The following is a 23504-nucleotide window of genomic DNA, read 5'->3' on the forward strand; positions in this document are numbered from 1 at the left end:
CACAATAATCTATCTATTCTACTCCCTTACGGAGCATCTGCCTATACCACTGCCCGCCTTGTTGTTCTCTAATCGCATGATATTGCCAACCTTCTTTACTAAGAGTGATGGTTATTTGTCCGCTTTCTCCTGTATCAAGCCAAGTACTCCCCGCTTCCTGATAGCGTTCAATAACAGACTCACTCGGCATTCCCCACTGATTGCCTTTGGCAAGAGAAGCTATTGCCAGCTGAGGTGACACCGCCTCAATAAACGGCTTAATCGATGACGAATCGCTGCCATGATGCGGAACCAACATGACATCACTCCTTAGCTGTTCTCCTTCACGAGCAAGTAACCACTCACTTACCAGTTCAATATCACCAGTGAGCAACATTGAGAAATCAGCACTATGATCTGAGATTTTGACCACACACGAATGTGGGTTATACGCCCTCTTTACTTGCTTAGGAGGCCACAGTACTTCAAAAACAACATCTTGCCAGTTCCAAACTTCTCCAATAGTACATGTTTGAATATTAGACGGAGCTTGAGTGGTAGATTGGCGTTCTTGAATAATATTCTGACTGGTTCGTATCCACTTTGGCTTATAGTTCTCAAGTAACGCCGGATAACCACCAGCATGGTCAGAATCGAAATGACTCACAATCACGCCTTCTAATTCATAAATCCCCCTTTGGTTTAAAGTAGGAATCAACAAGGACTCAACAACCGAGCCTCCTGGCCACGCATTACCAAGATCATAAACGACAATCTGATTGTTTTTTTCTAAAACCAAAGACAACCCATGCCCAACATCCAAGATGTCTATGGTTAGCTTGTCTTGCTGAGGTTTACCGAACTCCCACCACAACACGAACACTGCAGTTACCAATATCGATAATGTTCGCTTGAAATACCGACTAACAAAGCTCAAGAACAAGATAAGGAATACTGATAATGCAATCGTCTGGTTATCGACTTGGATCCAAAATCGCTCAGAGAAAGGAAGACTAAATACGAGAGGCTCAAGCGACAAGTCGACCAACTTCCACAGCTGGCTAACCAAGCCATTGTCTAGCGCCGTTATACCAACCACGCCAGACACTGACTCCGATATTAAGCTTAGAAACATTGCCAGAAACAACAGCGGGATCGTCACCATCGATACCCAAGGCAAAAGGAACAAGTTGTAGAAAACAGAGACTAAACTGACTCCTTTGAAAAACAACATCGAGAAAGGCGCGATCAGGAATGTCAGCATCAGTTGAATCTTAATCAGTTGGAGTGCGCGGTCGATGAATGTAAAGGTTGAAGCTGAGCGCTGTGTATTTAACGCGATATAGAGAACAGCGCCCAATGCACCAAAGGACAACCAAAAGCTGCTCGACAAGGCTGAAAATGGCCAAATCAGCAGAACCACGCACAGACTTAAAGCAACATACCGAAGCAAACTGATATTCTGCCCTCGCCACAAGAAATAACTCGCGATGAAGCACATCACTAAAGCCCTCAAAGTTGGCAGCGTGAATCCAGCAAACCAGCTATAAAAATACGCCAAGCCGAGCCCGAATATTGTAGGTAACCAAAGAAATGAAGAGGAAAGTAACCTGAATATTTTGCCAATTTGATAGCCGATACCAAAGGCAATCCCGATGTGCAGCCCCGAGATAGCCATCAAGTGGATCAAGCCACTGCTTTTAAGCAAATCCCATCGCTGAGGCGGAATAAGGTCTCGATATCCAAAACTCAAAGCGATAATGAGGTCTTGATTTGCCAGCAGACTTAACCTTTCAAGGCTGGTTTCAAACCACCGGGATCGCAAGTTGGCGCTAGAGTGAATTCGATATTTGGTATCTGCTCTGTAAGTTGCATTGGCAACCACGCCAGCACTAAACAAGTACTTTTCGAGGTCAAAGCCTGCTTCATTGAGCTTGCCCCATATCGGCTTTATTGAGGCCGATAAATAGACATCATCTCCAAGCCTTAACTTAAAAGGAGTAAACAAACGCAATTTTATCAATTGGGGAAAGATTAATTTTTCGCCGCCAATTGATCTGGCTACTATTACGCTTTCAAAACCGTGGCTATTTTCACTAAAAAGGCTAACAACCGACGCATTTATGGTAGTATTCTGCCCTGATTGGAATAAGCGACTCGTTTGTATTTCAATCGCATTCCCTAGGCAGATAACTAGTATCAATGCTGTTACTAGACCTTTTGCACTCCGGAAAACGCTATACTTTGTTGATGCTAGCAGTAACAACAGCATCAATGGTGCCCAAACCCAATGTGGCATCACAGGCCAGAAGCTGGCAGACACAACTGTCGCAGCAAATGAAATCAAGAACCAAGTGTTAAACAAGAGAGTAGCTTCCTCCTATGCCAAGAAAGTTTATCAAACGATTTATGCCTGACCATGATCTAATCAAGCGTCAGAAAGCATTGAAAGTTTTTGGCAATGTTTTGTACAACCCCAACTTATGGTGCCTTAATCGTCGCTCTGCGGCTGGCGCGTTTGCTGTTGGGTTATTCATGGCGTTTGTCCCTCTACCAAGTCAAATGATTATGTCTGCGGGCCTTGCTGTCGCATGTGGCGTTAACCTGCCTTTAGCTGTCGCACTTGTTTGGATCAGTAACCCGGTTACCATGCCTGTTCTCTTCTACTTTGCTTATAAAGTCGGGGCGTTTGTTATGCATGTGCCACCTCAAACCTTCCATTTCGAATTGTCTTGGGACTTCATCTTGGCGCAAATGAGCACTATTGGGCCTCCGTTCTTATTGGGTTGTCTGATTTGTGGCGTGGTTTCAGCAATGATTGGCTACTTTGGTATTCGCGGTTTATGGCGTTACTCAGTAGTAAGAAGTTGGAAGAAGCGACAAGCAAGGCACTAAACGCCATTTCTTGTTATTCAATCTAACCTTGTATGCGCTTCACTTAAAACGTACACAAGTTAAAATCGGATGAGCCACTTACCTCTGCAAGATTGGCATGTAACAAAAGTCGTAAAGAACACAAATTGAATTCAATAAAAAAGGATCCCACTGGGATCCTTTTTTGTATCGACTGAAAAACTGACGGCCTGTTATTTAGGCGAATGCTATTTAGAACTCAGCACTGAGGCTGGGTTTAACTTCGCGGCTCGTGATGCTGGGTACCACGTCGCTAACAGGCTCAGCACAATCGCAGTGCCGGAAACCACCACAACATCCGTCATATCAAGTTGTGATGGCAAGAAGTCGACAAAATAGATATCACCGGACAAGAACTGGTGATCGACCAGCTTTTCAAGCCCTTTGATTAGTGTCGTGAGATTCAGCGCCACCAACACACCTATCGCACTCCCGACTAAACTGCCTAACACACCTGAGAATACGCCCTGCCAAACAAAGATGCGCTTCACAAGACCATCTGATGCGCCCATGGTTCTTAAAATCGCGATCTCTGATGCTCTGTCTTTTACAGCCATCATTAAGGTTGAGACGATGTTGAAACAAGCAACACCAATAACCAGTACCATCACCAGATACATGATGGTGCGAACCAGCTGAATATCTCGATACAAGAAGCCAAATTTCTGCTGCCAGCTACGCAGATACACATACACATCAAGCTGATTGCCCACTTCACGCACAATAGAGTTCGCGTTCAGCACATCGGTCACTTTTAATGAGACCCCAGTCACCGCCTCACCTAAGTTTGCGTAGACCTGAGCATCACCAATCGGGATTAGCGCCAAGCTGTGATCTATCTGACCATTAAGTGTCAACAAGCCAACCACTTTCACTCGAACACGCTTAGGCGCCTGAACCTTCACAGAACCGTTTACCGTTGGAATCATCAAAGTCAGATAATCACCGACTTTCGCACCCAGCACATTCGCTACACCAGAACCCAAAATGATCTGCTGTTGTCCTGCCTTAAACTCGCTCCAAGCTTGCTTATCGATAAAACTCGACAGGCTCGATACTTGTTGCTCAAGTTGTGGGTCAACGCCGCGAACTTCAATTGCTTTGAGTTCTTTGCCCTTTTCAGCAAGCGCAGTAATTTTTACATAAGGCGCAGCAGCAACGACTTTATCGTGCTTAACCGACTCCTCAATCACGTGCTCCCAACGAGTCACAGGCTCATTCACGCCTTCAAACTCACCGTGAGGAATCACTGAAAGCACTCGTGATTGAAGCTCTCGCTCAAAGCCATTCATCGCAGATAAGCCAATAATGATCACCGCGACACCAACAGCGATACCAATCGTCGAGGACAATGAGATGAACGACACCATCTTGTCTCGTTGTTTCGCACGGCTAAATCGGCCGCCTATCAATAGAGATAAAGAAGAAAACACTTAGCTCTCCTCTTTTTCTACGTTGACCAGTAAACCATCTTGCATGTGAAGTTGGCGATCCATCTTACCGGCAAGTTCACCATCGTGAGTCACGACCAAAAAGGCAGTATCGTATTCACGGTTCAGTTCACGCATTAAGTCGTAAATTGACAGTGCGGTGTTATGGTCTAGGTTACCGGTTGGTTCGTCCGCCAACACTAGCGCAGGCTTATTCACCAATGCACGAGCAATCGCCACACGTTGTCTCTCGCCACCAGAAAGCTCTGAAGGTCGGTGATCAACACGATGACTCAATCCAACTTTATCCAACAGACGTTGCGCTTCTTGTTTTGCTTTCGCTGGCTTTTCACCACCAATCAACAAAGGCATAGCTACGTTTTCTAACGCTGAAAAGTCAGATAGAAGATGATGGAACTGATAGACAAAGCCAAGATGCTGGTTGCGAAGCTTCGCCTGCTTATTCGAACTCAAAGATGCTAAGTCCTGACCAAGAAAACTTACGCTGCCCGCAGAAGCATCGTCTAACGCGCCTAAGATATGCAGTAAGGTACTTTTACCCGACCCAGAGGTACCGATGATTGCTACTAGCTCACCCTTTTCGATTTCAAAGCTGACTCCCTTGAGCACCTCTGTATCTAACGAACCTTCACGGTACGTTTTACGGATATCATTACATTGAAGAAAATTACTCATAACGAAGGGCCTCAGCAGGTTTCACAGACGATGCACGATAAGAAGGGAATACAGTGGCAATCAGGCTAAGTGCAATAGCCAAAACCACAACAACAGCGATTTGAATCGGGTTAATCAGAATTGGTAGCTGGCCACCAAATGAGAATAGAGCAACGCCCATCGCCTCTAAAATAGTATTAAGGTTCATCGCTAGGGCAACACCTAACACACCACCAGAGAGCGCACCAATCACGCCACTACTTGCACCTTGAACCATGAAGATCCCCATGACTTGACCATCGGTCATGCCTTGGGTCTTAAGAATCGCGACTTCAGACTGCTTCTCCATCACTACCATGATAAGCGCCGAGATAATATTGAAAGCAGCAACACCGATGATAAGCCCAAGCATTAAGCCCATCATGTTTTTTTCCATACGAACGGCTTGGAATAGCTCGCCACGTTGATCACGCCAATCACTCCACAGCCAACCTTCTGGCAATGGCTGAGTTGATAACTCTGCCACTTCAAACGGGTCTTCAAAAAACAGTCTCCAACCGGAAATGGTGTCTGATTTATAGCGCATCAAACGCCCAGCATCTTTAATATCTGTCACCATCAGTTGAGCGTCGATATCAGAACCTGTGTTGAAAATACCGGCAACGGTGAAATTTCGTTGGCTTGGAATACGACCTAATGGGGTGTATTGACTCGCGCTGGTCACCATCAGGCGAACTTTGTCACCCATAGATACCTTCAAATTTCTCGCCAAGGTGTGACCAAGAAATAGCTGATACTGGCCCGCTTTAAGTGAAGACAATCTGCCCGCAATCAAGTGGTTCTGAAGAGGGTCATCTGAATTAGGTTCAATGCCGATTAACAGACCCGCAGATAACTGGGCCGGACTCTGAATCACCGCCTCACTGCGGACAATCGGTTCAACGTGACCATTAAGCGAGATTTGCTCTGCAAAATTAGGCGCTTGGGCAGCAAGAGAGGTGGTGCCACCTTGCTCATAAACCACCGCTTGAGGAAGAACACCAAGAATTCGGTCTTTTAACTGCGCTTCGAATCCATTCATTACCGATAAAACAGTAACCAAAGACAGCACACCAATGGTGATACCTGCCGTCGACATATAAGAAACAAAACGGCTAAAGCGATCACCTGAACGGCCTTTCAAATAGCGTAGGCCAACAAACAACGAAATAGGATGAAACATACTTTGAACCATCTAAAGGGGATGCGGGTTAATGTAACGGGTATTGCTGTTACTGTGTAGGGGTTAATTGAAAATATAGAGTGAATTAACTCAATTAGTTAGGCTTGAAAAACAGAACCTTGTCAAATAGCCAAATTTCAAACAACTATTTGAGACTTTCAATTAACTGACCTTGATTACTGCGGCCACATAGCGATAATCAATAGATCACTTCAAGGAACTAACGCATGACAGAACAAGAGTTTTTCACCGTTCACCATAGCCTTACCGCTAATATTGAACCAATGGACAGCGGCTTCACTTTACCTTCTCAAATTCAATTCGAATCTGAGATCCCAGCACCATTTGTGGTGGCAAGTGAATTTAGCCAATTGGATCTGTTAGCTGACAGCGCTCGAGCGGAACTGAAAAACAGCGACTTGAAGAATGTCACCAGTTTATTGGATGCACAAAACTCAAAATTAAACCTCTTGTTGAGCTTTATGTTATCGCAGCAAGATGATGAGAAATTTCGCACTCACACCTATTCATTTGGTGCGAGTCAGTTTTCCTGCTTTTCTAAAGCAGACATCGAAACGGGTCGTATAGTAAAAGCCAAACTTTTCCTAGAGCACCCTGCTGCTGCCATTTATTGCTACGCAGAAGTCTTTGCTAGCGAAGCGAAAGACTCAGGTTTCGAAATCAAATTTAAATACGCTCATCTTCGCGATACCGACCAAGACCTGCTAATTAAAGCGGCACTTCATCAACAACAGAAACTCTTGCGTCAACGCTCTCTAGACCGAGATAACAAGTAAATTAACATGACCAAAAAATCCATATTTACACTACCTAAACTTAAAGGTGCCGGTGACAAAAAGCACATCGGTAACCTAGTCGGTTCGTCTCTCGCTCTTGCCATTGCCAAACTCGCAGAGCAACACAACAGCCATACCGTCTTGGCTGTACCCGACCCACAAGTGGCGCTTAAGCTTCAATCTGAAATTGAACAGTTTACGGCACATGAAGTCGCATTATTTCCTGATTGGGAAACGCTGCCATACGATAGCTTCTCGCCGCACCAAGAGATCATTTCAGATCGTATCGCTCGCCTTTATGCACTGCCAACACTAAAAGATGGCATCACGATCGTTCCGATCAGCACGTTATTGCAACGCCAGTCACCGCGAGACTTTTTGCTACAACACACGTTAATGGTGAAAACGGGCGACCTCTACTCGCTTGAGAAACTGCGCCTACAGCTCGAAAAGTCAGGCTATCGTTACGTCGACCAAGTGTTTGGCCCAGGTGAATACGCAAGCCGTGGTTCTATTCTCGACCTGTTCCCAATGGGCAGTAAAGACCCGTATCGCATCGACTTCTTCGATGACGAGATCGACACTATTCGTACTTTCGATCCTGAAAACCAGCGTTCTATCGAAGACATCTCTGAGATCCGCCTGCTGCCTGCTCACGAATTCCCGACCTCGGAAACGGCGATTGAAGATTTCCGTATTCGTTGGCGCCAACAGTTTGATGCGCGCCGCGAACCAGAATCGGTTTATATGCAGGTTTCAAAAGGTACTTGGCCTGCTGGTATCGAGTATTGGCAGCCGCTGTTCTTTGATCACACTGAAACCTTGTTTGATTACGTTGCCGATGAAGCGCAACTGCTGATTCTAGGTGATGTCGAGACTGCAGTAGATTCATTCCTAACGGACGTTGCTCATCGATACGAACAGCGCGGTGTAGACCCATTACGACCACTGCTTACGCCTGAACAACTATGGCTGAAGAAAGACGAGCTGTTCGCACACTTCAAACAGAAGCCACAAGTCAATCTGAGCTTAGATTCAATTGAAGAAAAAGCCGGACGCACTAACTTACCTGTCGTGTCATTGCCTGACCTCAGCGTTCAGCATCAAAATAAAGAACCTTTGGCAAACCTAAGAAAGTTCACTGAAGCCTTCGACGGCAAAGTGGTCTTTTCGGTTGAATCAGAAGGTCGCCGTGAAGCGCTGAGTGAACTGCTTCGTGGTATTAAAGTTCGACCAAGCGAAGTTGAAAACCTCGATGGCGCAATTAAAGCAAAGGACAAGTTCAGCCTCATCCTTGGCTCTGCTGAACACGGTTTTATCCATGAAGAGCAAAACATCGCCCTTATCTGTGAAAGCGACCTGTTGGGTGATCGCGTTGTTCAGCGCCGCAAGAAAGACAAGAAAAGCGTTAACAGCGATACTGTCATTCGTCACTTAGCCGAACTTAAACCGGGTCAACCTGTTGTGCACATTGACCACGGTATTGGTCGCTACATTGGCCTGCAAACACTCGAAGCTGGTGGCATGAAAACCGAATACGTAACACTTGAGTATCAAAACGATGCCAAGCTCTACGTGCCAGTAGCATCTTTGAACTTAATCGGACGTTACTCTGGTGGCGCTGAAGATTCAGCACCTCTACATAAACTCGGTGGCGAAGCGTGGCAAAAAGCTCGTAAACGCGCCGCAGAGAAAGTCCGTGACGTTGCAGCGGAGCTACTTGATGTTTACGCCAAGCGAGAGCTAAAACCTGGCTACAAGTTTGTGCTCGACCGTGGCCAATACGCGACCTTTAAGTCTGGCTTCCCGTTTGAAGAAACCGATGACCAAGCGATGGCCATCAATGCTGTTATGTCTGATATGTGCCAAGCAAAAGCCATGGATCGTTTGGTGTGTGGTGATGTTGGCTTTGGTAAAACCGAAGTCGCGATGCGTGCAGCATTCGTTTGTACCGACAACAGCAAACAAGTCGCGGTATTAGTGCCAACTACCCTACTTGCTCAGCAACACTTCGAAAACTTCCGTGACCGTTTCGCCAACTTGCCGATTCGTGTTGAGGTTCTATCCCGATTCAAATCAGCTAAAGAGCAGAAGTTGATCATGCAAGATGTCGCCGACGGTAAGGTCGACATATTGGTGGGGACTCACAAGCTACTTTCGAGTGATATTAAGTTTAAAGACCTCGGTCTGCTGGTTGTCGATGAAGAACACCGATTTGGTGTACGTCAGAAAGAGAAAGTGAAAGCGATGCGTGCGGATGTCGACATCCTTACGCTTACCGCGACACCAATCCCGCGAACGCTGAACATGGCAATGAGTGGCATGCGTGACCTTTCGATCATCGCTACACCACCCGCACGACGCTTGGCAATTAAAACCTTCGTTCGCGAAAGTGATGATGCCATCGTCAGAGAAGCGGTGCTGCGTGAAATCATGCGTGGTGGTCAGGTTTACTTCCTGCACAACCAAGTCGACACGATTGAGAAAACAGCAGAGTCACTACAGAAGTTGATTCCAGAAGCGCGTGTTACCGTGGCTCATGGCCAGATGCGTGAGCGCGAACTGGAACGCATCATGAATGACTTCTACCACCAGCGCTTTAACTTGTTGGTGTGTACAACCATCATCGAAACCGGTATCGACGTACCAACGGCAAATACCATCTTGATGGACAGAGCCGATAACCTTGGTTTAGCACAGCTGCACCAATTACGTGGTCGTGTAGGTCGTTCGCACCACCAAGCTTATGCTTACTTGTTAACGCCACACCCTAAAGCAATGACCAAAGATGCGATCAAGCGATTGGATGCGATTGCTTCGCTCGAAGACTTGGGCGCAGGCTTTACCCTAGCAACTCACGATTTAGAGATTCGTGGTGCGGGTGAGCTGTTAGGTGATGAACAGAGTGGTCAAATCCAGTCGGTTGGTTTCACCTTGTACATGGAGATGCTTGAACAAGCGGTTGAAGCATTGAAAGAAGGTCGAGAGCCATCGCTTGATGACCTACTGCGTGAACAAACTGAAATTGAGATGCGTTTGCCTGCACTATTGCCAGACGACTATATTCCAGACATCAACACGCGCTTATCAACGTACAAACGTATAGCGAGTGTGAGTGACACCGATGAATTGGCAGAGTTAAAAGTTGAGCTGATTGATCGCTTCGGCCTTCTGCCTGATGCAACCAAGAACTTGTTGTCGGTTTCTGAGCTAAAATTAGCCGCGGCGTCTATCAAAGCAAAGAAAATTGAAGCTCACGATAAGGGTGGATTCTTAGAATTCTACCCGGATGCTGACATAAACCCGACCTACCTTGTTAAACTGTTGCAATCTCAACCGCAAAAGTTTTCAATGGAAGGACCAACAAAGTTCAAGTTTACGATACCATTGGTCGACAGACGGAAACGAATTCAATTTGTTAGTGATTTATTGGGCGAATTCAGACAAAACTTGCTGCCTTCAGCATAAGACCCAATCCACTTGCACATATAAATTATCCAGCCGGTAGTTCGGCTGGAAGACGGAGTAAAAATGAAAAGACTGATCCCACTGCTACTATTGTTCGTCTCACTGCCAAGTTTGGCGCAGAGACAATTTGATATAGAAGTGATCATTTTTAAGCGCGCTGTTGATGCAGAGAAGGTGAACGAATCTTGGCCAAATACACAGCCTAAGATTTCACTTGAGCGTGTTGGTTCATTTCAAGATACCCAATACCGAGCAAAGAAAGGCGTACAGATGCTGCCTTACTCGGAATACCAGTTAACGCCTCAAAAAGACAAGCTACGTAAACACGCTGGCTTTGAAGTTCTGATGCATACCGCTTGGCGTCAAGGCGACCAAGGTAAGAGCTCTGCACCTGTTTTCCATATTCAAGCAGGTAAAGATTTCTCTAAACAATTTAATGCTGATGGCTCTGAAAAAGGCGCAATCACTGCAGGCAGTGCTGATGGGTTCCAAGAAGAGAGCATTGATAAGCCACTCTACGAATTAGACGGTAAGCTGCAAATCTATGTTCAGCACTACCTATACGCTGAAACGACATTAGATTTAAAAGCGCCAAGCGTTCGTGAAGTGACTCTACAAGAGCAACAAATTGAGCTAGATTCGCCAGTAAGTGGCGCAGAAAGCAACGTTCAAGTGGGCAACCTAACTGAGATTTCTCCGACGGTTGAAGTCCAAGAGTTCCTTAAGAGCTACCGCATGGACCAAAAACGTCGTATGCGCAGTACAGAAACTCACTACCTTGACCACCCACTTCTTGGAATGGTGATTCAAGTTAGACGTGTAGCGCAGTAAGTTACTTGCCGATTCGGCTATGATTATATAAATAATTCAATCCGCCCTCCTAGTGAGGGCGTTTTATTAAGTGCTATCTATCTTTATTCTGTACTAACTCTCTTTGTTCAGTACTTACACGTTACTTGGTACGTCTTATGAGCCCTGAATTTCAGATCAACACACAAAATCTAAGCCTTAAAATCATTGAGGCCTCAGATGCTCAAGAATTTTCTCAGCTGGTTAAGTCCTCCCCTAGCTTGTTGCCATGGGTCGACTGGTGTCATAGCGAGTTTTCTATCGTCGAAGCCGAGAAGTTTATTCTGGCGACTCGCCTAAACTGGGTGAAAGCCGATGCGTTTGGCTTTGGCATCTTTGAACGAAAAAGCGATAAGTTAATCGGTATGGTTGCCATTAATGAGCTTTACCACACCTTTAATATGGCGAGTTTAGGTTATTGGGTCGGTGATGACTTTCAAAGGAGAGGGATCGCCAAAGAAGCAATGCTCGCCCTATTTGAATTTTGCTTCGCGCAACTCAAGTTAACGCGTTTGGAGATTGTCTGCGATACCGAGAACCTACCTAGCCAAAAGTTGATAGAGAAGTGTGGCGCAGAACGAGAAACCATTGCCAAGAATCGATTTCTGTTTAACGGTAAGCCAAAAGATGGCGTGGTTTATTCTGTGCTACCTCCAACGTCTTAACAGCAGAAATGAGTTCAATACCAGCGATAGCACATAATCGACACGATCAAAAAAGAGCTCCAAAGAGCTCTTTTTTATTATCAGCGTAATGCCCTGAGAAGGCTTACCTGATTAGTGAAGCTTTAGGTTTGGACGAAGTACACGGTTAATACGACCAACCAACATCATCAGTGATGTTTTGATTAAGCCGTGAAGCGCCATCTGGTGCATGCGGTACAAAGAGATGTAAACCACACGAGCAATACGACCTTCAACCATCATCGAACCTTTCGTCAGGTTACCCATCAAGCTACCTACCGTAGAGAAACGGCTAAGTGAAACTAGCGAGCCTTTATCTTTGTAGATGTAATCTTTCAGGTCACGACCGTTCAACTTAGCAATGATGTTGCTGAATGCACAGCTTGCCATTTGGTGAGCCGCTTGTGCACGTGGCGGAACGAACGAACCATCTGCTTGTGTACATTGCGCCAAGTCACCGATAGCAAAGATGTTGTCATCTAAAGTTGTTTGCAGCGTGTTCTTCACAACCAACTGGTTGATACGGTTGGTCTCAAGGCCACCAATATCCTTCATGAAATCCGGTGCTTTGATACCTGCTGCCCATACCATAATTTGAGCTGGGATCTTGTCGCCATCTTTGGTTGTTAGACCGTCAGAATCCGCCTGAGTCACCATAGTATTCGTACGAACGTTCACACCAAGCTTGGTTAGCTCAGAGTGTGCTGCGCTTGAAATACGAGGAGGTAGAGCTGGAAGAATACGCTCACCCGCTTCAACTAGGTTTACGTTCAGCTTGCTTGAATCTAGGTCGCCGAAGCCGTAAGTACGAAGCTCTTTAACTGCGTTGTGTAGCTCTGCAGAAAGCTCTACACCTGTTGCACCAGCACCAACAATCGCGATGTCTACCGTGCCTTGACCGTTCTTAGCGTGAAGCTTTAAGAACTGGTTGTTCATTTCTGTACGGAAACGGTGTGCTTGCTCTGGGCTATCAAGGAAAATACAGTTGTCACGAACGCCTGGAGTGTTGAAGTCGTTTGACGTTGAGCCTAGCGCCATCACAAGAATATCGTATTCAAGTTCACGGCTTGGCATCAGCAGTTCACCGTGCTCGTCTGTAAGTTCGCTTAGTGCAATCACTTTACGCTCACGATCGATGTCGTTCAGGCTGCCCATTTGGAAATCGAAGTAATGGTTTTTTGCGTGTGCACGGTAGCTTAGTGCATCAACACCTTCATCCAGTGAGCCAGTTGCTACTTCATGAAGTAATGGTTTCCATAGGTGGCTTGCTTTACGGTCTACCAGAGTAATCTGGGCACGTTTCTTACGACCTAAAGTGCGGCCTAGCTTAGTTGCTAGCTCTAAACCACCAGCACCGCCGCCTACTACGATAATTTTTGTCACAATGACAATCCTCTACAAAATGAATAAATGGGGTTCGGCTCGATTACTCCAACCGATAAATTCTATGTATCTACTCGGCCTTGAATGCGAAGGCTGTTACAAATTGGATTACCGCGAAAAAGAATAACGACAGCTCACCGAGTAGTTAGAGGGGTTACAAACAACAAATAATGGTTGTTGCTTTGCTCACATGGATAAAAAAGGTGACTACCTGAGAGGCAGAACACAAATTATGGGCAAGTTTTTTCACTCGCTCTCAATTTTTTTTGATATTTGTCAAAATATTTTGCTTGGGAACATTATATATAGCAAAAAGATGACCGCAACAAAAAAATCCTTACCCTCAATGAGGATTCGCGACTAATTAGTTAACGTTTGCGCAAACTGATCTATAAATGCGCAAACCGACCGATAAAACATATACAACTACTTTATCAATACCAATCTCTAAGATTCAGATGTAAAAAAGCAGCACTCATTGAGCACTGCTTTTATAAAACATCTGGATTGATTAAGCGTTTTTGAACGCTTTCATTGCTTGAAGATGTTGAGAGATCTTTTTGAATTTATGACTCTCTTTCTCGTCCCAGATTACATCGTAGTAATCTTCTAGCGCGGCAGCGGTTTTGGTATTGTCGTGGATTTCATCTTCACGAGACAACACGACCAAACAGCGTCCTTTGTTTTTCATACGGTACTGAGCAACACATTTAGTTGCGATGTCTTCGTACTCTTCTGGTCGGTCAATTCGACCTACCATGTTGTTCTCAGGATGCAGATTAGGGTTGAACACCACCTGCTTAATCCCACATAAAAAACCAATACGCTCAGACCAAAAACCACCTAAACCTACACCACAAATAATGGGATGCGGATCATCGGATTGCTCTATCACTTTATGCACTTCTTTTAGCAGATGCTGCATATCGTGTTTTGGATGCAAAGTACTGTAGTTGATGAAACGAACGTCATCATCAATGAATTGCAACTGCAGTATTTTTTCGTGATTGCCCGGGCTTGTTGAGTCGAAGCCATGTAGATAGATAATCATTGTACCTCCCCCGTTGAATATTGGTACGTTTTGATCAATCTAACACGAAAAACAAGGTTTTAAAGGTAACAGCTGAGAAATTATATTTTTCACTTCCTAAACGTGATCCTAGCTACATAAAGTGTGACTCAGAGCCTCCGCTTCACGCAGATAACTTTCATCACCCCAAAGCTGATGAGCAAGTAAATACCATAGCATCGCCATCATCTGGCTTCTTGGTAACCATGCTTCTACACCGTCAAGCCAAGGCTGAACATCATGGATACCTCGCAGCTGACAATACTTCTCAACCGCTTCTGTGACTGGCACGCCAGCAACAGCAATGGTTAATGTTAAATCGAGCCTAGGGTCTGCGAGCGCAGCGTATTCCCAATCAATAATCTTAATACCGCCACTGTTTCTCACTAGGTTATAACCACCTAAGTCAAAATGGCACAAAGACAGGTCAACATTGGTAATACTCGGAGCTACGCGCCACTCTTGATAAATCTTAGTGCAGGCTTCGGTCTTATGAATCGCATCAAGCTGCAGCCAGTAATGGTCGACTCGCGCCGTGAAACTGAATGGTTGTAGTGGTAATCGCGCTGTATTAACCAGATGAACAGAGATCAGCGTTTTCAAAAGGTCATCGAGTTCTAGATCTTCGTAAAGTGTCTCACCCGCAATCCATTCAACCAACAAACCTTGCTCATTCACGACCATTGGGCTTGGCCCGATACCGAGTCGCTCAATTGCAGACAACACTTGGTACTCTTCATGACGAGAGATGAAGAACGCTTTGGTGATAGGTGTGGTTGGCCGCCAAACATACGCAGTACCATCGGCATCGACCAACTTCCAACATCGATTGGTCAAACCGCCTGTTAATGTCTGTGCTCTAACTGGAGCCTCAGAAAAGTAACCGTCAAGCGAACTCAAACTGGTATCAAGAAGCTTAGCCTCAGACCAAGAAAAAATTGCCATATTTACTCCCTATAAACGTCTTCATTCCCTACAAAAAAGACACTGACCAAAAGCCAGTGTCTCTTCATAAGCAGCACATCATGCACTGCATTGGCGTGTGACCAAGCTATACGCGACCAAGACTAGACGTTGTCAAATCCGGCCGCGCATAGTTGGCAAGTAAGCGAAATTAAAGGCCTAGTAGGCTCTTAGATTGTTGCTTACGGATTTCAGTCTCATCAGCCCATTCAATCAAGCCAGACTCAAGATCCATTAGACGCATCGTCATTTTGTAGTATACGTCTTCATCGCTACCCGCTTTCTTAACGATGCTTGATAGGTTGCCGTACAGCATGTACTGAGCACCAACCATTTTACCGAATTGAATCGCTGAACTTTGGTTTACAAGCTCATCGTTGTTTTGGAAGTTCAGTTGGTCACGAACAGACTCTACACGGTCCATATCAACGAAACGAAACTTACCAGAGTTCAGCATCTTCGTACTGATAGTGTCAGTGATTGACTCAGTATCGATGTGCTCACTTGTTTTGTTCTTGATTCGCTCTACAAACACGATTGGACGCTGTTCACGAGTAATGTAAGACACAGAACCAGACGCCATCATGCTATCGACCATTTCACCCGCAATCGTTTGAAGGTCAGTTGAACCGAAATCGATTGTCGTGGTTTCTACTGCTTGTGCATCACCGTAGCTTACCTTGTTTGAACAACCGCCTAAAATAACCGCTAAACCTAGTAGCGCAATGACACTCTTTTTCATTTTGTTTCCTCAACTTATCACTGAGCGGGGTTACCCACACTCTTAAATTCTTGTATTTACGAATCATGAGACCCGTTTAATCTAACTTACTGCTCTCGGAACTGGACTCTGAACTGAGTCGCTTTCGGGTTTACCGACACTTCCGACAACGAAATACTTTCAAAACCACGAACAATCGCTTGCTTCCAAGGGCCTTGCTTTAGGTTGACCTCAAGCCCTGCATCGTCGTACCAGTAAAAACGATAAAGGATATGTTGATCGCCCTTATAGTTACTGTTTAAACGAACGATTCCTCGCGTATGACCGTCGACCAGATCGGTGCGAATATCTTCAACCTGTAAACGGCTGCCCAATACCTTGTCACCAAAGAAAACGTTCTGAGTCAGACTATCGACCCTTACGCCAGCTGTATTATCAGCACAACCAGCCAGAGCCATGACCGCTGCTAAGCTCACTAACCACTTTTTCATTACAGCCTCCCTAGCTGTTTATGCCACATTGTTGCGTTGTTTCCTTGTCGAGAAATCCACACCAAGGTGGTCTGCCCTTCTCGAATATCAAAGTCGTACGTTTTAGCGCCCGCTTCCAACGTATATTGACCGCTATTTGCTACAAACGTGCTGCTCTTAATCTCTGCAGGTAATGATTGCCAACTGCGAGTGTCTGGTTGCTCTGTCAATGTGTTCCACACGTTGAACAGAATATTACCGACGTCATCGCCTTTGGTTGCTTCTTTACGAATGCGATCTTTCGCGACGACACGTAGTGCTTGGCGAATAACAATGCTCGTCATACGTTCCGATAAATCGTTCTGCGCCATCGCGTTTACGTCAGTGATCAAGTGTTCTTGTAACGGTTGACCGCTGATTCGTAAGGCAGAAAAACGCTCTACGTTTTGGCTTGGGTAATATGGCAGCGCAAGAGAGTATATTGCCCCCTGATCGCGACTGTCATAAACAGGTAAATCTAGTCGCCAACTGTCCATAGCTTGTACAGCGCTCTGCTCTTGAAGAACAATCACTCGCCCTTCACCTGCACTAAGTTTAGAAGATTGCTTATAGCGTTTTTCTAATGTCGCTAAATCTTGTCGCATCCCTAAACGAGCGGCTGTTGCCATGGTTCTATCGATGATTTCTTGGTTCTCTGGCATCACAGCCAAAGCACGACGATAGTCAACGTAGGCGCTGTTTAAATCATTTGACGCTTCATAAAGCAGACCAGACAAGAACATCAGATACGCATTCTGTACCGACTGCAGCTTTTTACCTGCATCAGGGTAATTGGCAAGAATGCTACCCACATTGGCAGACAAGCCTTGCTTCTTCGCATCGCTGGCTGCTTTGTCTAACTCTGCTTCGCGTTGCTTCTTCGCTTGTTCTTGAACTTGGTTGGCGCGACGCATTTCGATCACCGCACCTTCTAAATCGTTTTTCTTGAGGTAATTTAAACCGAGATACAGATGAAGAAAGCCCAATTCATAATCGGCTGGCACATACTCGGTAATATTGTCATTCACAGCCAACGCACCCACACTGGTTGCACTGTCTGAGATTGAGATCACGGCTTTGCGTTGCTGCTCAGTCACCGCCTGATCAGCCACTTCAAACGAAGCCTTACTCTCAGGGTATTTTTGATCCAGCAGATTAATTCTGCCTCTTTCAAAGTTATCAAGGATGTCGCCTGCCGCGTAATCTGGTAGCTCTTGCTGAGCCTCTGAATAATCTCCAGATTTAACGGCTTGGTAGATCGCTTTGTTTTGTGCGCTGTAATGACTGAACAGGCTTCCTGCAGACATACTCGCACAACCTACGGTCAACGCCGATAACAGGGCAATGGAAGCGAATCTAAACTGTTGCTTCACTTATCGTCTCCGTGCATGTTTAAAATGCCAACTTTATTAGGGTCTGTTGACCTTTAATGGTCTCATTATCAAAACGAAACGTGTTGTAAAAAGGATCTCAAGCCAGTTGAAACCCTACTGATTTAGCTTCTGCCTAGGCGATGCCGACATTCAGACAACAGATAGAACTTAAAGTTGGCATACAAACTACAAATTTTCCAACTAACTACTTGTGTTAACCCACTAATGAGCGCGTTTAAACTAGCGCATTAGCTTTCATTAACTCGTTAACTTTTCATTAGCTCATTAACTTTTTAGTTAGCTCATCAATAGGGGACCAAGTGGACGGCCACCAACCAAGTGCATGTGAATATGATAAACCTCTTGGCCACCATGAGAGTTACAGTTCACGATAAGACGATAGCCATCCTCTGCAATGCCCTCTTCTTTTGCTAACTTGCGAGCAACAGTAAACATGCGCCCCATCATCGCTTCATCTTCGACTTCAACATCGTTGGTTGTCGGAATCAGCTTGTTTGGGATAATTAGGATATGGCTTGGCGCGCGAGGATTAATATCGCGAAATGCGGTTACTAAATCGTCTTGGTATAGTAGATCTGCTGGGATTTCTTTGTTGATGATCTTAGTAAAAATGGTTTCTTCAGCCATGTTTCTCTCCGATAAAACATTTATTTTTTAATGCTTTGAGTATGCGCTATGCCGCATCAAACCACAATAAATCTGCTTTAAAGCATAATAAAAAACACCGTTCAAATCAAAGAAAACGAGCCTTAGCTCTCAAGAATGGCATGTTGGTTATAACTGAGCGTTATTTTTGACGTATGCGTCATAAAACGCGTAAGCCGAGCTCAATAGAATGCTGACAATTTTGTTAGTTTTACTTTGACCTGACATTAGGTCTGCATTTTTATTTAGGGAGAACGCCATGAAGGGATCTGTGATCAAGCGTATGTACGCTGGTTTCGCACTGATCATCATCATGTTCGCAGTCACGATAACCATCATGATGAACAGCATGAATCAGATACACAGCAATTTTGAGAGTGTCTCAGAAACCTCATTACCACTTGTCGCGCTTTCAAATCAAACAAGTGTTCAATTGCTCTCTGCTGACAAGTCATTCAAAGACTTCTTAACCACACAAAACGCTGAACGCATGTCTGCAATGCGCACAGAGTTTGCTGCATCACAAAACTCTTTTTCTGAAGTTCTAAGCAATCTAGAGGCGGCAAGCCAGAACGACTCAACACTCATCGAACGCATCGCACAATTACGAGCGATGGAAGAACGCTACTTTACAGAAGCAGACGAAGCGATGAACAACTACGTCGCGATGTTTGAAGCACAAGAACAAGTACAAAAAGCATCACGTGACTTCCAACGCCTGCATTCAGAATTAACGGTTGGCATGAAAGAGTACGTTGCTGACCAGAAAAGTATCTCTGTAAAAGTGATGGCGAAGAGCTACTTCATCAAACTGCAAGACGCAGAAGTGATTACCTCTGATGCACTAGCTAGCTCTGATGTTGCCTTCGTACAGAAAGCCGTTAACCAAAACAAAAAGGCCGTTACTCACCTTAACTACGCTTATCGCGGTCTATCAACACAACTACCAGCACTTAAAAATGTCTTCGATGAGTCGGTTCAGAAGTTCACCAAAGACGTTGGTCAAAAAGGTGGCGTACTAGACAAACACAACAACTACCTACAAGCCAAGCAAGCGCTGTACGTGAACATCGCCAACCTAGCCGTAGAAGTTGACCAAGCGATGGCTGTTTTGGACTCATTCAACGTGACCGCTGAAGAGCAACTCAACTCATCACTCGCTGACGCAAGCAGCATCTACGACAAAGGCCTATTCAACGCGATTGCCATTGGCATTGTTGTGACCGTGTTCGCAGCTGCAATTGGTTACCACATTGCACATAGCGTACGAGAGCCATTAACTCGCATCCTCGGTACATTAGAAGGTCTAACTGAAGGTGATATGACTCAGCGTATCGACATTCGTTACGACAACGAATTCAGCCGCGTGAGCCGTCACATCAACACCTTGGCTGATAACCTGCACAATATCCTTGTGAAGTTGAATAATGCTTCAGATGACTTAACTAAGACTGCAAGCGTCAACCAGAAGACGTCATCTGAAACGCAGGCTCAATTGAACAGCCAACGTGAGCAAACCGCGACTGTTGCGACCGCAATGACAGAGATGTCTCATTCTGTACAAGAAGTGGCGAACAGCGCGCAAAGCTCACTCACCATGGTTCAACAAGTAGAATCGGCTTCTGAGTCTGGTCGTCAGATCATGAACACCAACATCAGCACCATTAATCAGCTTGAAATTCGCCTGACTGAATCAGTGGGCGCTGTAGGCGAGCTACAACAGATGAGTAGCCAGATTGGTTCAATCCTTGACGTTATTCGTGGTATTGCTGAACAGACCAACCTACTTGCACTTAATGCGGCAATCGAAGCAGCGCGTGCAGGTGAACAAGGTCGTGGTTTTGCAGTCGTTGCCGATGAAGTACGAGTGCTAGCACAGAAGACCACTCAATCAACCTCTGAAATCGAGACTATGATCAGCAATCTGCAATCAAGCTCGAAAACTGCAAGTAACGTAATTGAAAGCTGTATGAGCGATATGGACATGTCGGTTCAACAAGCTTCAAGTGCAAACAGTGCGATGGAAGAGATCCAAGCCTTGATTCTAGAGATCAGCCACATGAGTACACACATCTCTCAAGCAGCCGCTGAGCAGAGTGAAACGTCTGGTGATATTGCACGCAACATCGAAGACATCAACCATATCGCAGATAAGAGTTACCAAGCGATGTCTTCAATTGCAGAAGCAAGCCAAAACCTAACAATTCTGGCGAATCAGCAAGGTGATTTAGTACATCAATTCAAGCTATAGATAAATGAAGAATCGATAGATATTTAGTGAGATTGTTGAGACTTCTTACCCAATAGTGGTAACTAATTGAGCTAGGGCAACTTTTATCAAGGGTTGCCCTTGTTTTTTATGAGCTTTGTCATTATATGATTATTAAGGCTTGCTGCTTCCCGTTTTTTCTTTCACCTTTATGAGCGAGCCGCTATTAAGGAATTTATATGGCTGTTCATGTTGGCATTATCGATCAAGACCCCATTCGCTTGCTCACCCCATTACTTGATAACCGAACGGTCAGCACCCACATTGTGTTTATCGGCGACAAGAATCAAGTCAGTATGTACAAACGTTTAGACAGCGTTTTGCATAAGCGCGACATTACGAGTGAGTTTTTCGAAATTCCGACCATCGTAAATACATCTGTCATTAAAGAATCTATCCAAACCCTTGCCGAAGACCTCAAAGCACGCGGTCAAGAAGTGAAGCTCAACGCAAGTTGTGGCCTTCGTCACCGCCTACTTTCTGTGTACGAAGTATTCCGTACTTACCACTGGCCAATCTTCGTGGTTGAACCAAACAGTGACAAGCTGTGCTGGTTGTACCCAAATGGTAAAGAAGATGCACAAGTTCAGGACCGCATCACTATCGACGACTACCTGACTGTTTTCGGTGCTCGCGGTGAATTCAGCGATGTTCAGCTGTCTCCGCAACTGGATCAGAAACTTTATGAACTGGGTGAACGTTGGGCAAGTAACGCACTCGAATTAGGCCCTGGCCTTGCGACATTGAACTATTTAGCAACGACCTGCCGTAAAGAGCAGAAGCTTGATGTAGGGCTATCTGAGAAGCAACAAGGCTATCGCGAGCTCAACATGCTGCTGAGCGATTTGGTTGAAGCTAAAATTGCGACATACGACAATGGTATTTTGACCTTTGCCAATGAAGACGCGCGCCGCTTCTCAAACGGTGAATGGCTTGAAACATTGGTTCACAGCACAGTTAAGCAGATCCAAGATGACATGCCGACCATTCAAGACCGTTCTTTGAATGTTCAGGTATACCGTCAACTGGGTGAGCGTGAGGTTCGAAACGAGCTTGACGTAGCATCAGTAGTGAACAATAAGCTACACATCATCGAATGTAAGACCAAAGGCATGCGTGATGATGGTGATGACACCTTGTATAAACTGGAATCGCTTAGAGACCTATTAGGTGGCCTACAAGCACGTGCAATGTTGGTGAGCTTCCGCCCTCTTCGCCATAACGACATCACACGAGCTGAAGATCTTGGCCTTGCATTGATTGGCCCTGACGAATTGAAAGATCTTAAAACTCACCTAACTGCATGGTTTACGGCTGCGGGTGGCAGTGAAGATCTAGAGTACTAAAAACCAATAAACTCATGAGAGCTCAATGCTCTTAAGCAGATTGTTAAAAAGGCGAATGACCATTGAGTCACTCGCCTTTTTTGTATCTGATACTTTTCTTGTCTACTTTATCTGCCACATAAAAAATGGCCGCATCATTCGATGCGGCCATTTTCAAAATTTAATGTCACTTGAAGACTAAAAGTACTTAAAGCATTTTACGAGCAGCTTCTACAACCACTTTGATTGAGCGCGCTTCCGTTACTTTTAGAGTGTCGTGATCAGGCGTCTCTTTTTGAGTACGGTTGATGATTACACCAGCAACACAACCTGCTTTCAGACCAGAACTTGCACACATTGTTAGTAGTGTTGCAGATTCCATCTCGAAGTTTAGAACGCCCATGTCTTGCCATTCTTGCATAGAACCTTGGAAACGCTTAACAACGCGACCAGAGAACGTATCGTAACGCTCTTGACCTGGGTAGAACGTATCACTTGAAGCCGTTACGCCCATGTGAACTGCTGCGCCAGACTCTTCAACTGCTGCTTTCATTGCTGTAGCAACTTCAAAGTCAGCAACTGCTGGGAACTCCATTGGAGCAAAGTGTAAGCTAGCTCCGTCTAGACGAACAGAACCTGTAGAAACAATCATGTCACCCACGTTTACGTGAGGTTGGATAGCACCAGTAGTACCTACACGTAGGAAAGTGCGAACACCAAGTTGAGCAAGCTCTTCAACTGCGATAGAAGTCGATGGACCACCAATACCTGTTGAACATACAACAACTGGCTTGCCGTCTAGCTCTGCGCGGTAAAGCGTGTATTCACGGTGACTAGCAAGGAATACTGGGTTCTCCATCTCTTCTGCAATTTTTTGCACACGAGCAGGATCACCAGGGATGATCGCAAGAGTAGCACCGTTAAGATCTGCTTCAGTAACACCTAAGTGGAAAACAGCTTGAGACATAGTTCGCTCCTTTTGGCTTATTGGGCTTTTTACCCTTATTTAAGCTCATAGTAAATTCGTGGGGTACGAACACACTCTAACCAAGCTCATTACAAAATGAAGTGACACATGTCACATGAATGATCGCAACAAGAATCTAAGTTTCATAAAAAACCGATTGGCATCACAAAAATAAGCAATCCGCACGCCTATGTTGCATACTAATGAGACAAAAAGCGCCTTTAACGTATTACCGCTAAAGGC

The 23504-nt window shown here is 45.2% G+C and carries 19 protein-coding genes; 7 read left to right on the forward strand and 12 right to left on the reverse strand.

The genetic code is table 11. The features are described 5' to 3' along the window. Nucleotides 1-13: 13 nt before the first annotated feature. Nucleotides 14-2344 (reverse strand): DNA internalization-related competence protein ComEC/Rec2, encoded by a 2331-nt coding sequence (locus tag IQQ51_RS07080; protein ID WP_193840676.1) that lies wholly within the window; start codon nt 2342-2344, stop codon nt 14-16. 17 nt (nt 2345-2361) lie between these two features. Here IQQ51_RS07080 and IQQ51_RS07085 point away from each other — a divergent pair, with 17 nt between their 5' ends. Next, nucleotides 2362-2874 (forward strand): DUF2062 domain-containing protein, encoded by a 513-nt coding sequence (locus IQQ51_RS07085; RefSeq protein WP_017065303.1) that lies wholly within the window; start codon nt 2362-2364, stop codon nt 2872-2874. Nucleotides 2875-3080: 206 nt separating this feature from the next. Here IQQ51_RS07085 and lolE read toward each other — a convergent pair whose 3' ends face one another. The 3 genes from lolE to lolC are packed head-to-tail and all read right to left on the reverse strand — an operon-like array spanning nt 3081 to nt 6219. Next, the gene (gene lolE / locus IQQ51_RS07090; protein ID WP_017072111.1) at nt 3081-4325 is read right to left on the reverse strand and encodes a lipoprotein-releasing ABC transporter permease subunit LolE; all 1245 of its coding nucleotides are present in this window, start codon (nt 4323-4325) and stop codon (nt 3081-3083) included. Beyond that, nucleotides 4326-5018, reverse strand: coding sequence for a lipoprotein-releasing ABC transporter ATP-binding protein LolD (gene lolD / locus IQQ51_RS07095; RefSeq protein WP_048614550.1), 693 nt, complete (start codon nt 5016-5018; stop codon nt 4326-4328). Then, nucleotides 5011-6219 carry a lipoprotein-releasing ABC transporter permease subunit LolC gene (gene lolC, locus IQQ51_RS07100; protein ID WP_193840677.1) on the reverse strand — a complete coding sequence of 403 codons (1209 nt, stop codon included), beginning with the start codon at nt 6217-6219 and terminating at the stop codon, nt 5011-5013. The genes lolD and lolC overlap by 8 nt, the downstream gene beginning before the upstream one ends. A 227-nt stretch (nt 6220-6446) precedes the next feature. On the opposite strand from lolC, the gene IQQ51_RS07105 reads away from it, so the two are divergent. The 4 genes from IQQ51_RS07105 to IQQ51_RS07120 all read left to right on the forward strand — a co-directional run bounded on the left by IQQ51_RS07105 (nt 6447) and on the right by IQQ51_RS07120 (nt 11998). Then, a complete protein-coding gene (locus IQQ51_RS07105; RefSeq protein ID WP_086970387.1) occupies nt 6447-7016 on the forward strand; it encodes a PilZ domain-containing protein in 570 nt (189 codons plus the stop codon). Nucleotides 7017-7022: 6 nt separating this feature from the next. Further along, nucleotides 7023-10484 (forward strand): transcription-repair coupling factor, encoded by a 3462-nt coding sequence (gene mfd, locus IQQ51_RS07110; RefSeq protein ID WP_193840678.1) that lies wholly within the window; start codon nt 7023-7025, stop codon nt 10482-10484. A 63-nt stretch (nt 10485-10547) separates the two neighbouring features. Then, the gene (locus IQQ51_RS07115) at nt 10548-11315 is read left to right on the forward strand and encodes a peptidoglycan binding protein CsiV (RefSeq protein WP_050650247.1); all 768 of its coding nucleotides are present in this window, start codon (nt 10548-10550) and stop codon (nt 11313-11315) included. A 137-nt stretch (nt 11316-11452) separates the two neighbouring features. Then, nucleotides 11453-11998 carry a GNAT family N-acetyltransferase gene (locus tag IQQ51_RS07120; protein WP_193840679.1) on the forward strand — a complete coding sequence of 182 codons (546 nt, stop codon included), beginning with the start codon at nt 11453-11455 and terminating at the stop codon, nt 11996-11998. Nucleotides 11999-12109: 111 nt separating this feature from the next. Here the strand turns inward: IQQ51_RS07120 and IQQ51_RS07125 are convergent, their stop codons facing one another. The 7 genes from IQQ51_RS07125 to hinT form a co-directional block, all read right to left on the reverse strand. After that, nucleotides 12110-13399: an NAD(P)/FAD-dependent oxidoreductase gene (locus tag IQQ51_RS07125; protein WP_009847154.1), complete on the reverse strand. Its 1290-nt coding sequence runs from the start codon at nt 13397-13399 to the stop codon at nt 12110-12112. Nucleotides 13400-13910: 511 nt separating this feature from the next. Beyond that, nucleotides 13911-14450 carry an alpha/beta hydrolase YcfP gene (ycfP, locus tag IQQ51_RS07130; protein ID WP_009847155.1) on the reverse strand — a complete coding sequence of 180 codons (540 nt, stop codon included), beginning with the start codon at nt 14448-14450 and terminating at the stop codon, nt 13911-13913. Between the two features lie 108 nt (nt 14451-14558). Further along, on the reverse strand, nt 14559-15413 hold the full coding sequence (locus tag IQQ51_RS07135; RefSeq protein WP_193840680.1) for a phosphotransferase: 855 nt from the start codon (nt 15411-15413) through the stop codon (nt 14559-14561). Between the two features lie 169 nt (nt 15414-15582). Further along, complete coding sequence (lpoB, locus tag IQQ51_RS07140) at nt 15583-16173, reverse strand: penicillin-binding protein activator LpoB (protein WP_017060223.1); 591 nt, start codon at nt 16171-16173, stop codon at nt 15583-15585. 86 nt (nt 16174-16259) lie between these two features. Beyond that, a complete protein-coding gene (locus IQQ51_RS07145; RefSeq protein ID WP_017060222.1) occupies nt 16260-16643 on the reverse strand; it encodes a YcfL family protein in 384 nt (127 codons plus the stop codon). Further along, entirely contained in the window at nt 16643-18034 is a 1392-nt protein-coding gene (locus tag IQQ51_RS07150; RefSeq protein WP_193840681.1) for a hypothetical protein, read from the reverse strand. Before IQQ51_RS07150 ends, IQQ51_RS07145 begins: the two co-directional genes overlap by 1 nt. A 297-nt stretch (nt 18035-18331) precedes the next feature. Continuing rightward, on the reverse strand, nt 18332-18682 hold the full coding sequence (gene hinT / locus IQQ51_RS07155; RefSeq protein ID WP_017065295.1) for a purine nucleoside phosphoramidase: 351 nt from the start codon (nt 18680-18682) through the stop codon (nt 18332-18334). Between the two features lie 277 nt (nt 18683-18959). Between hinT and IQQ51_RS07160 the strand changes: the two genes are divergently transcribed. Both IQQ51_RS07160 and IQQ51_RS07165 read left to right on the forward strand, forming a co-directional pair. Next, nucleotides 18960-20951, forward strand: coding sequence for a methyl-accepting chemotaxis protein (locus tag IQQ51_RS07160; RefSeq protein ID WP_193840682.1), 1992 nt, complete (start codon nt 18960-18962; stop codon nt 20949-20951). A 197-nt stretch (nt 20952-21148) separates the two neighbouring features. Further along, entirely contained in the window at nt 21149-22315 is a 1167-nt protein-coding gene (locus IQQ51_RS07165; RefSeq protein ID WP_017065293.1) for a DUF1887 family protein, read from the forward strand. Between the two features lie 187 nt (nt 22316-22502). Here IQQ51_RS07165 and udp read toward each other — a convergent pair whose 3' ends face one another. Next, nucleotides 22503-23261 (reverse strand): uridine phosphorylase, encoded by a 759-nt coding sequence (gene udp, locus IQQ51_RS07170; protein ID WP_017632176.1) that lies wholly within the window; start codon nt 23259-23261, stop codon nt 22503-22505. Nucleotides 23262-23504: the final 243 nt, after the last annotated feature.

It is taken from the genome of Vibrio sp. OPT18 (assembly GCF_015163615.1).
Classification (GTDB): Bacteria; Pseudomonadota; Gammaproteobacteria; order Enterobacterales; family Vibrionaceae; genus Vibrio; species Vibrio coralliirubri.

Bases quoted from the DNA above. Each gene is read 5' to 3' on its own strand.
- IQQ51_RS07085 (WP_017065303.1), top strand. From the start codon at position 2,362: ATGCCAAGAAAGTTTATCAAACGATTTATGCCTGACCATGATCTAATC.
- lolD (WP_048614550.1), bottom strand. From the start codon at position 5,018: ATGAGTAATTTTCTTCAATGTAATGATATCCGTAAAACGTACCGTGAA.
- lolC (WP_193840677.1), bottom strand. From the start codon at position 6,219: ATGTTTCATCCTATTTCGTTGTTTGTTGGCCTACGCTATTTGAAAGGC.
- IQQ51_RS07105 (WP_086970387.1), top strand. From the start codon at position 6,447: ATGACAGAACAAGAGTTTTTCACCGTTCACCATAGCCTTACCGCTAAT.
- mfd (WP_193840678.1), top strand. From the start codon at position 7,023: ATGACCAAAAAATCCATATTTACACTACCTAAACTTAAAGGTGCCGGT.
- IQQ51_RS07115 (WP_050650247.1), top strand. From the start codon at position 10,548: ATGAAAAGACTGATCCCACTGCTACTATTGTTCGTCTCACTGCCAAGT.
- IQQ51_RS07120 (WP_193840679.1), top strand. From the start codon at position 11,453: ATGAGCCCTGAATTTCAGATCAACACACAAAATCTAAGCCTTAAAATC.
- ycfP (WP_009847155.1), bottom strand. From the start codon at position 14,450: ATGATTATCTATCTACATGGCTTCGACTCAACAAGCCCGGGCAATCAC.
- IQQ51_RS07135 (WP_193840680.1), bottom strand. From the start codon at position 15,413: ATGGCAATTTTTTCTTGGTCTGAGGCTAAGCTTCTTGATACCAGTTTG.
- lpoB (WP_017060223.1), bottom strand. From the start codon at position 16,173: ATGAAAAAGAGTGTCATTGCGCTACTAGGTTTAGCGGTTATTTTAGGC.
- IQQ51_RS07145 (WP_017060222.1), bottom strand. From the start codon at position 16,643: ATGAAAAAGTGGTTAGTGAGCTTAGCAGCGGTCATGGCTCTGGCTGGT.
- hinT (WP_017065295.1), bottom strand. From the start codon at position 18,682: ATGGCTGAAGAAACCATTTTTACTAAGATCATCAACAAAGAAATCCCA.
- IQQ51_RS07160 (WP_193840682.1), top strand. From the start codon at position 18,960: ATGAAGGGATCTGTGATCAAGCGTATGTACGCTGGTTTCGCACTGATC.
- IQQ51_RS07165 (WP_017065293.1), top strand. From the start codon at position 21,149: ATGGCTGTTCATGTTGGCATTATCGATCAAGACCCCATTCGCTTGCTC.
- udp (WP_017632176.1), bottom strand. From the start codon at position 23,261: ATGTCTCAAGCTGTTTTCCACTTAGGTGTTACTGAAGCAGATCTTAAC.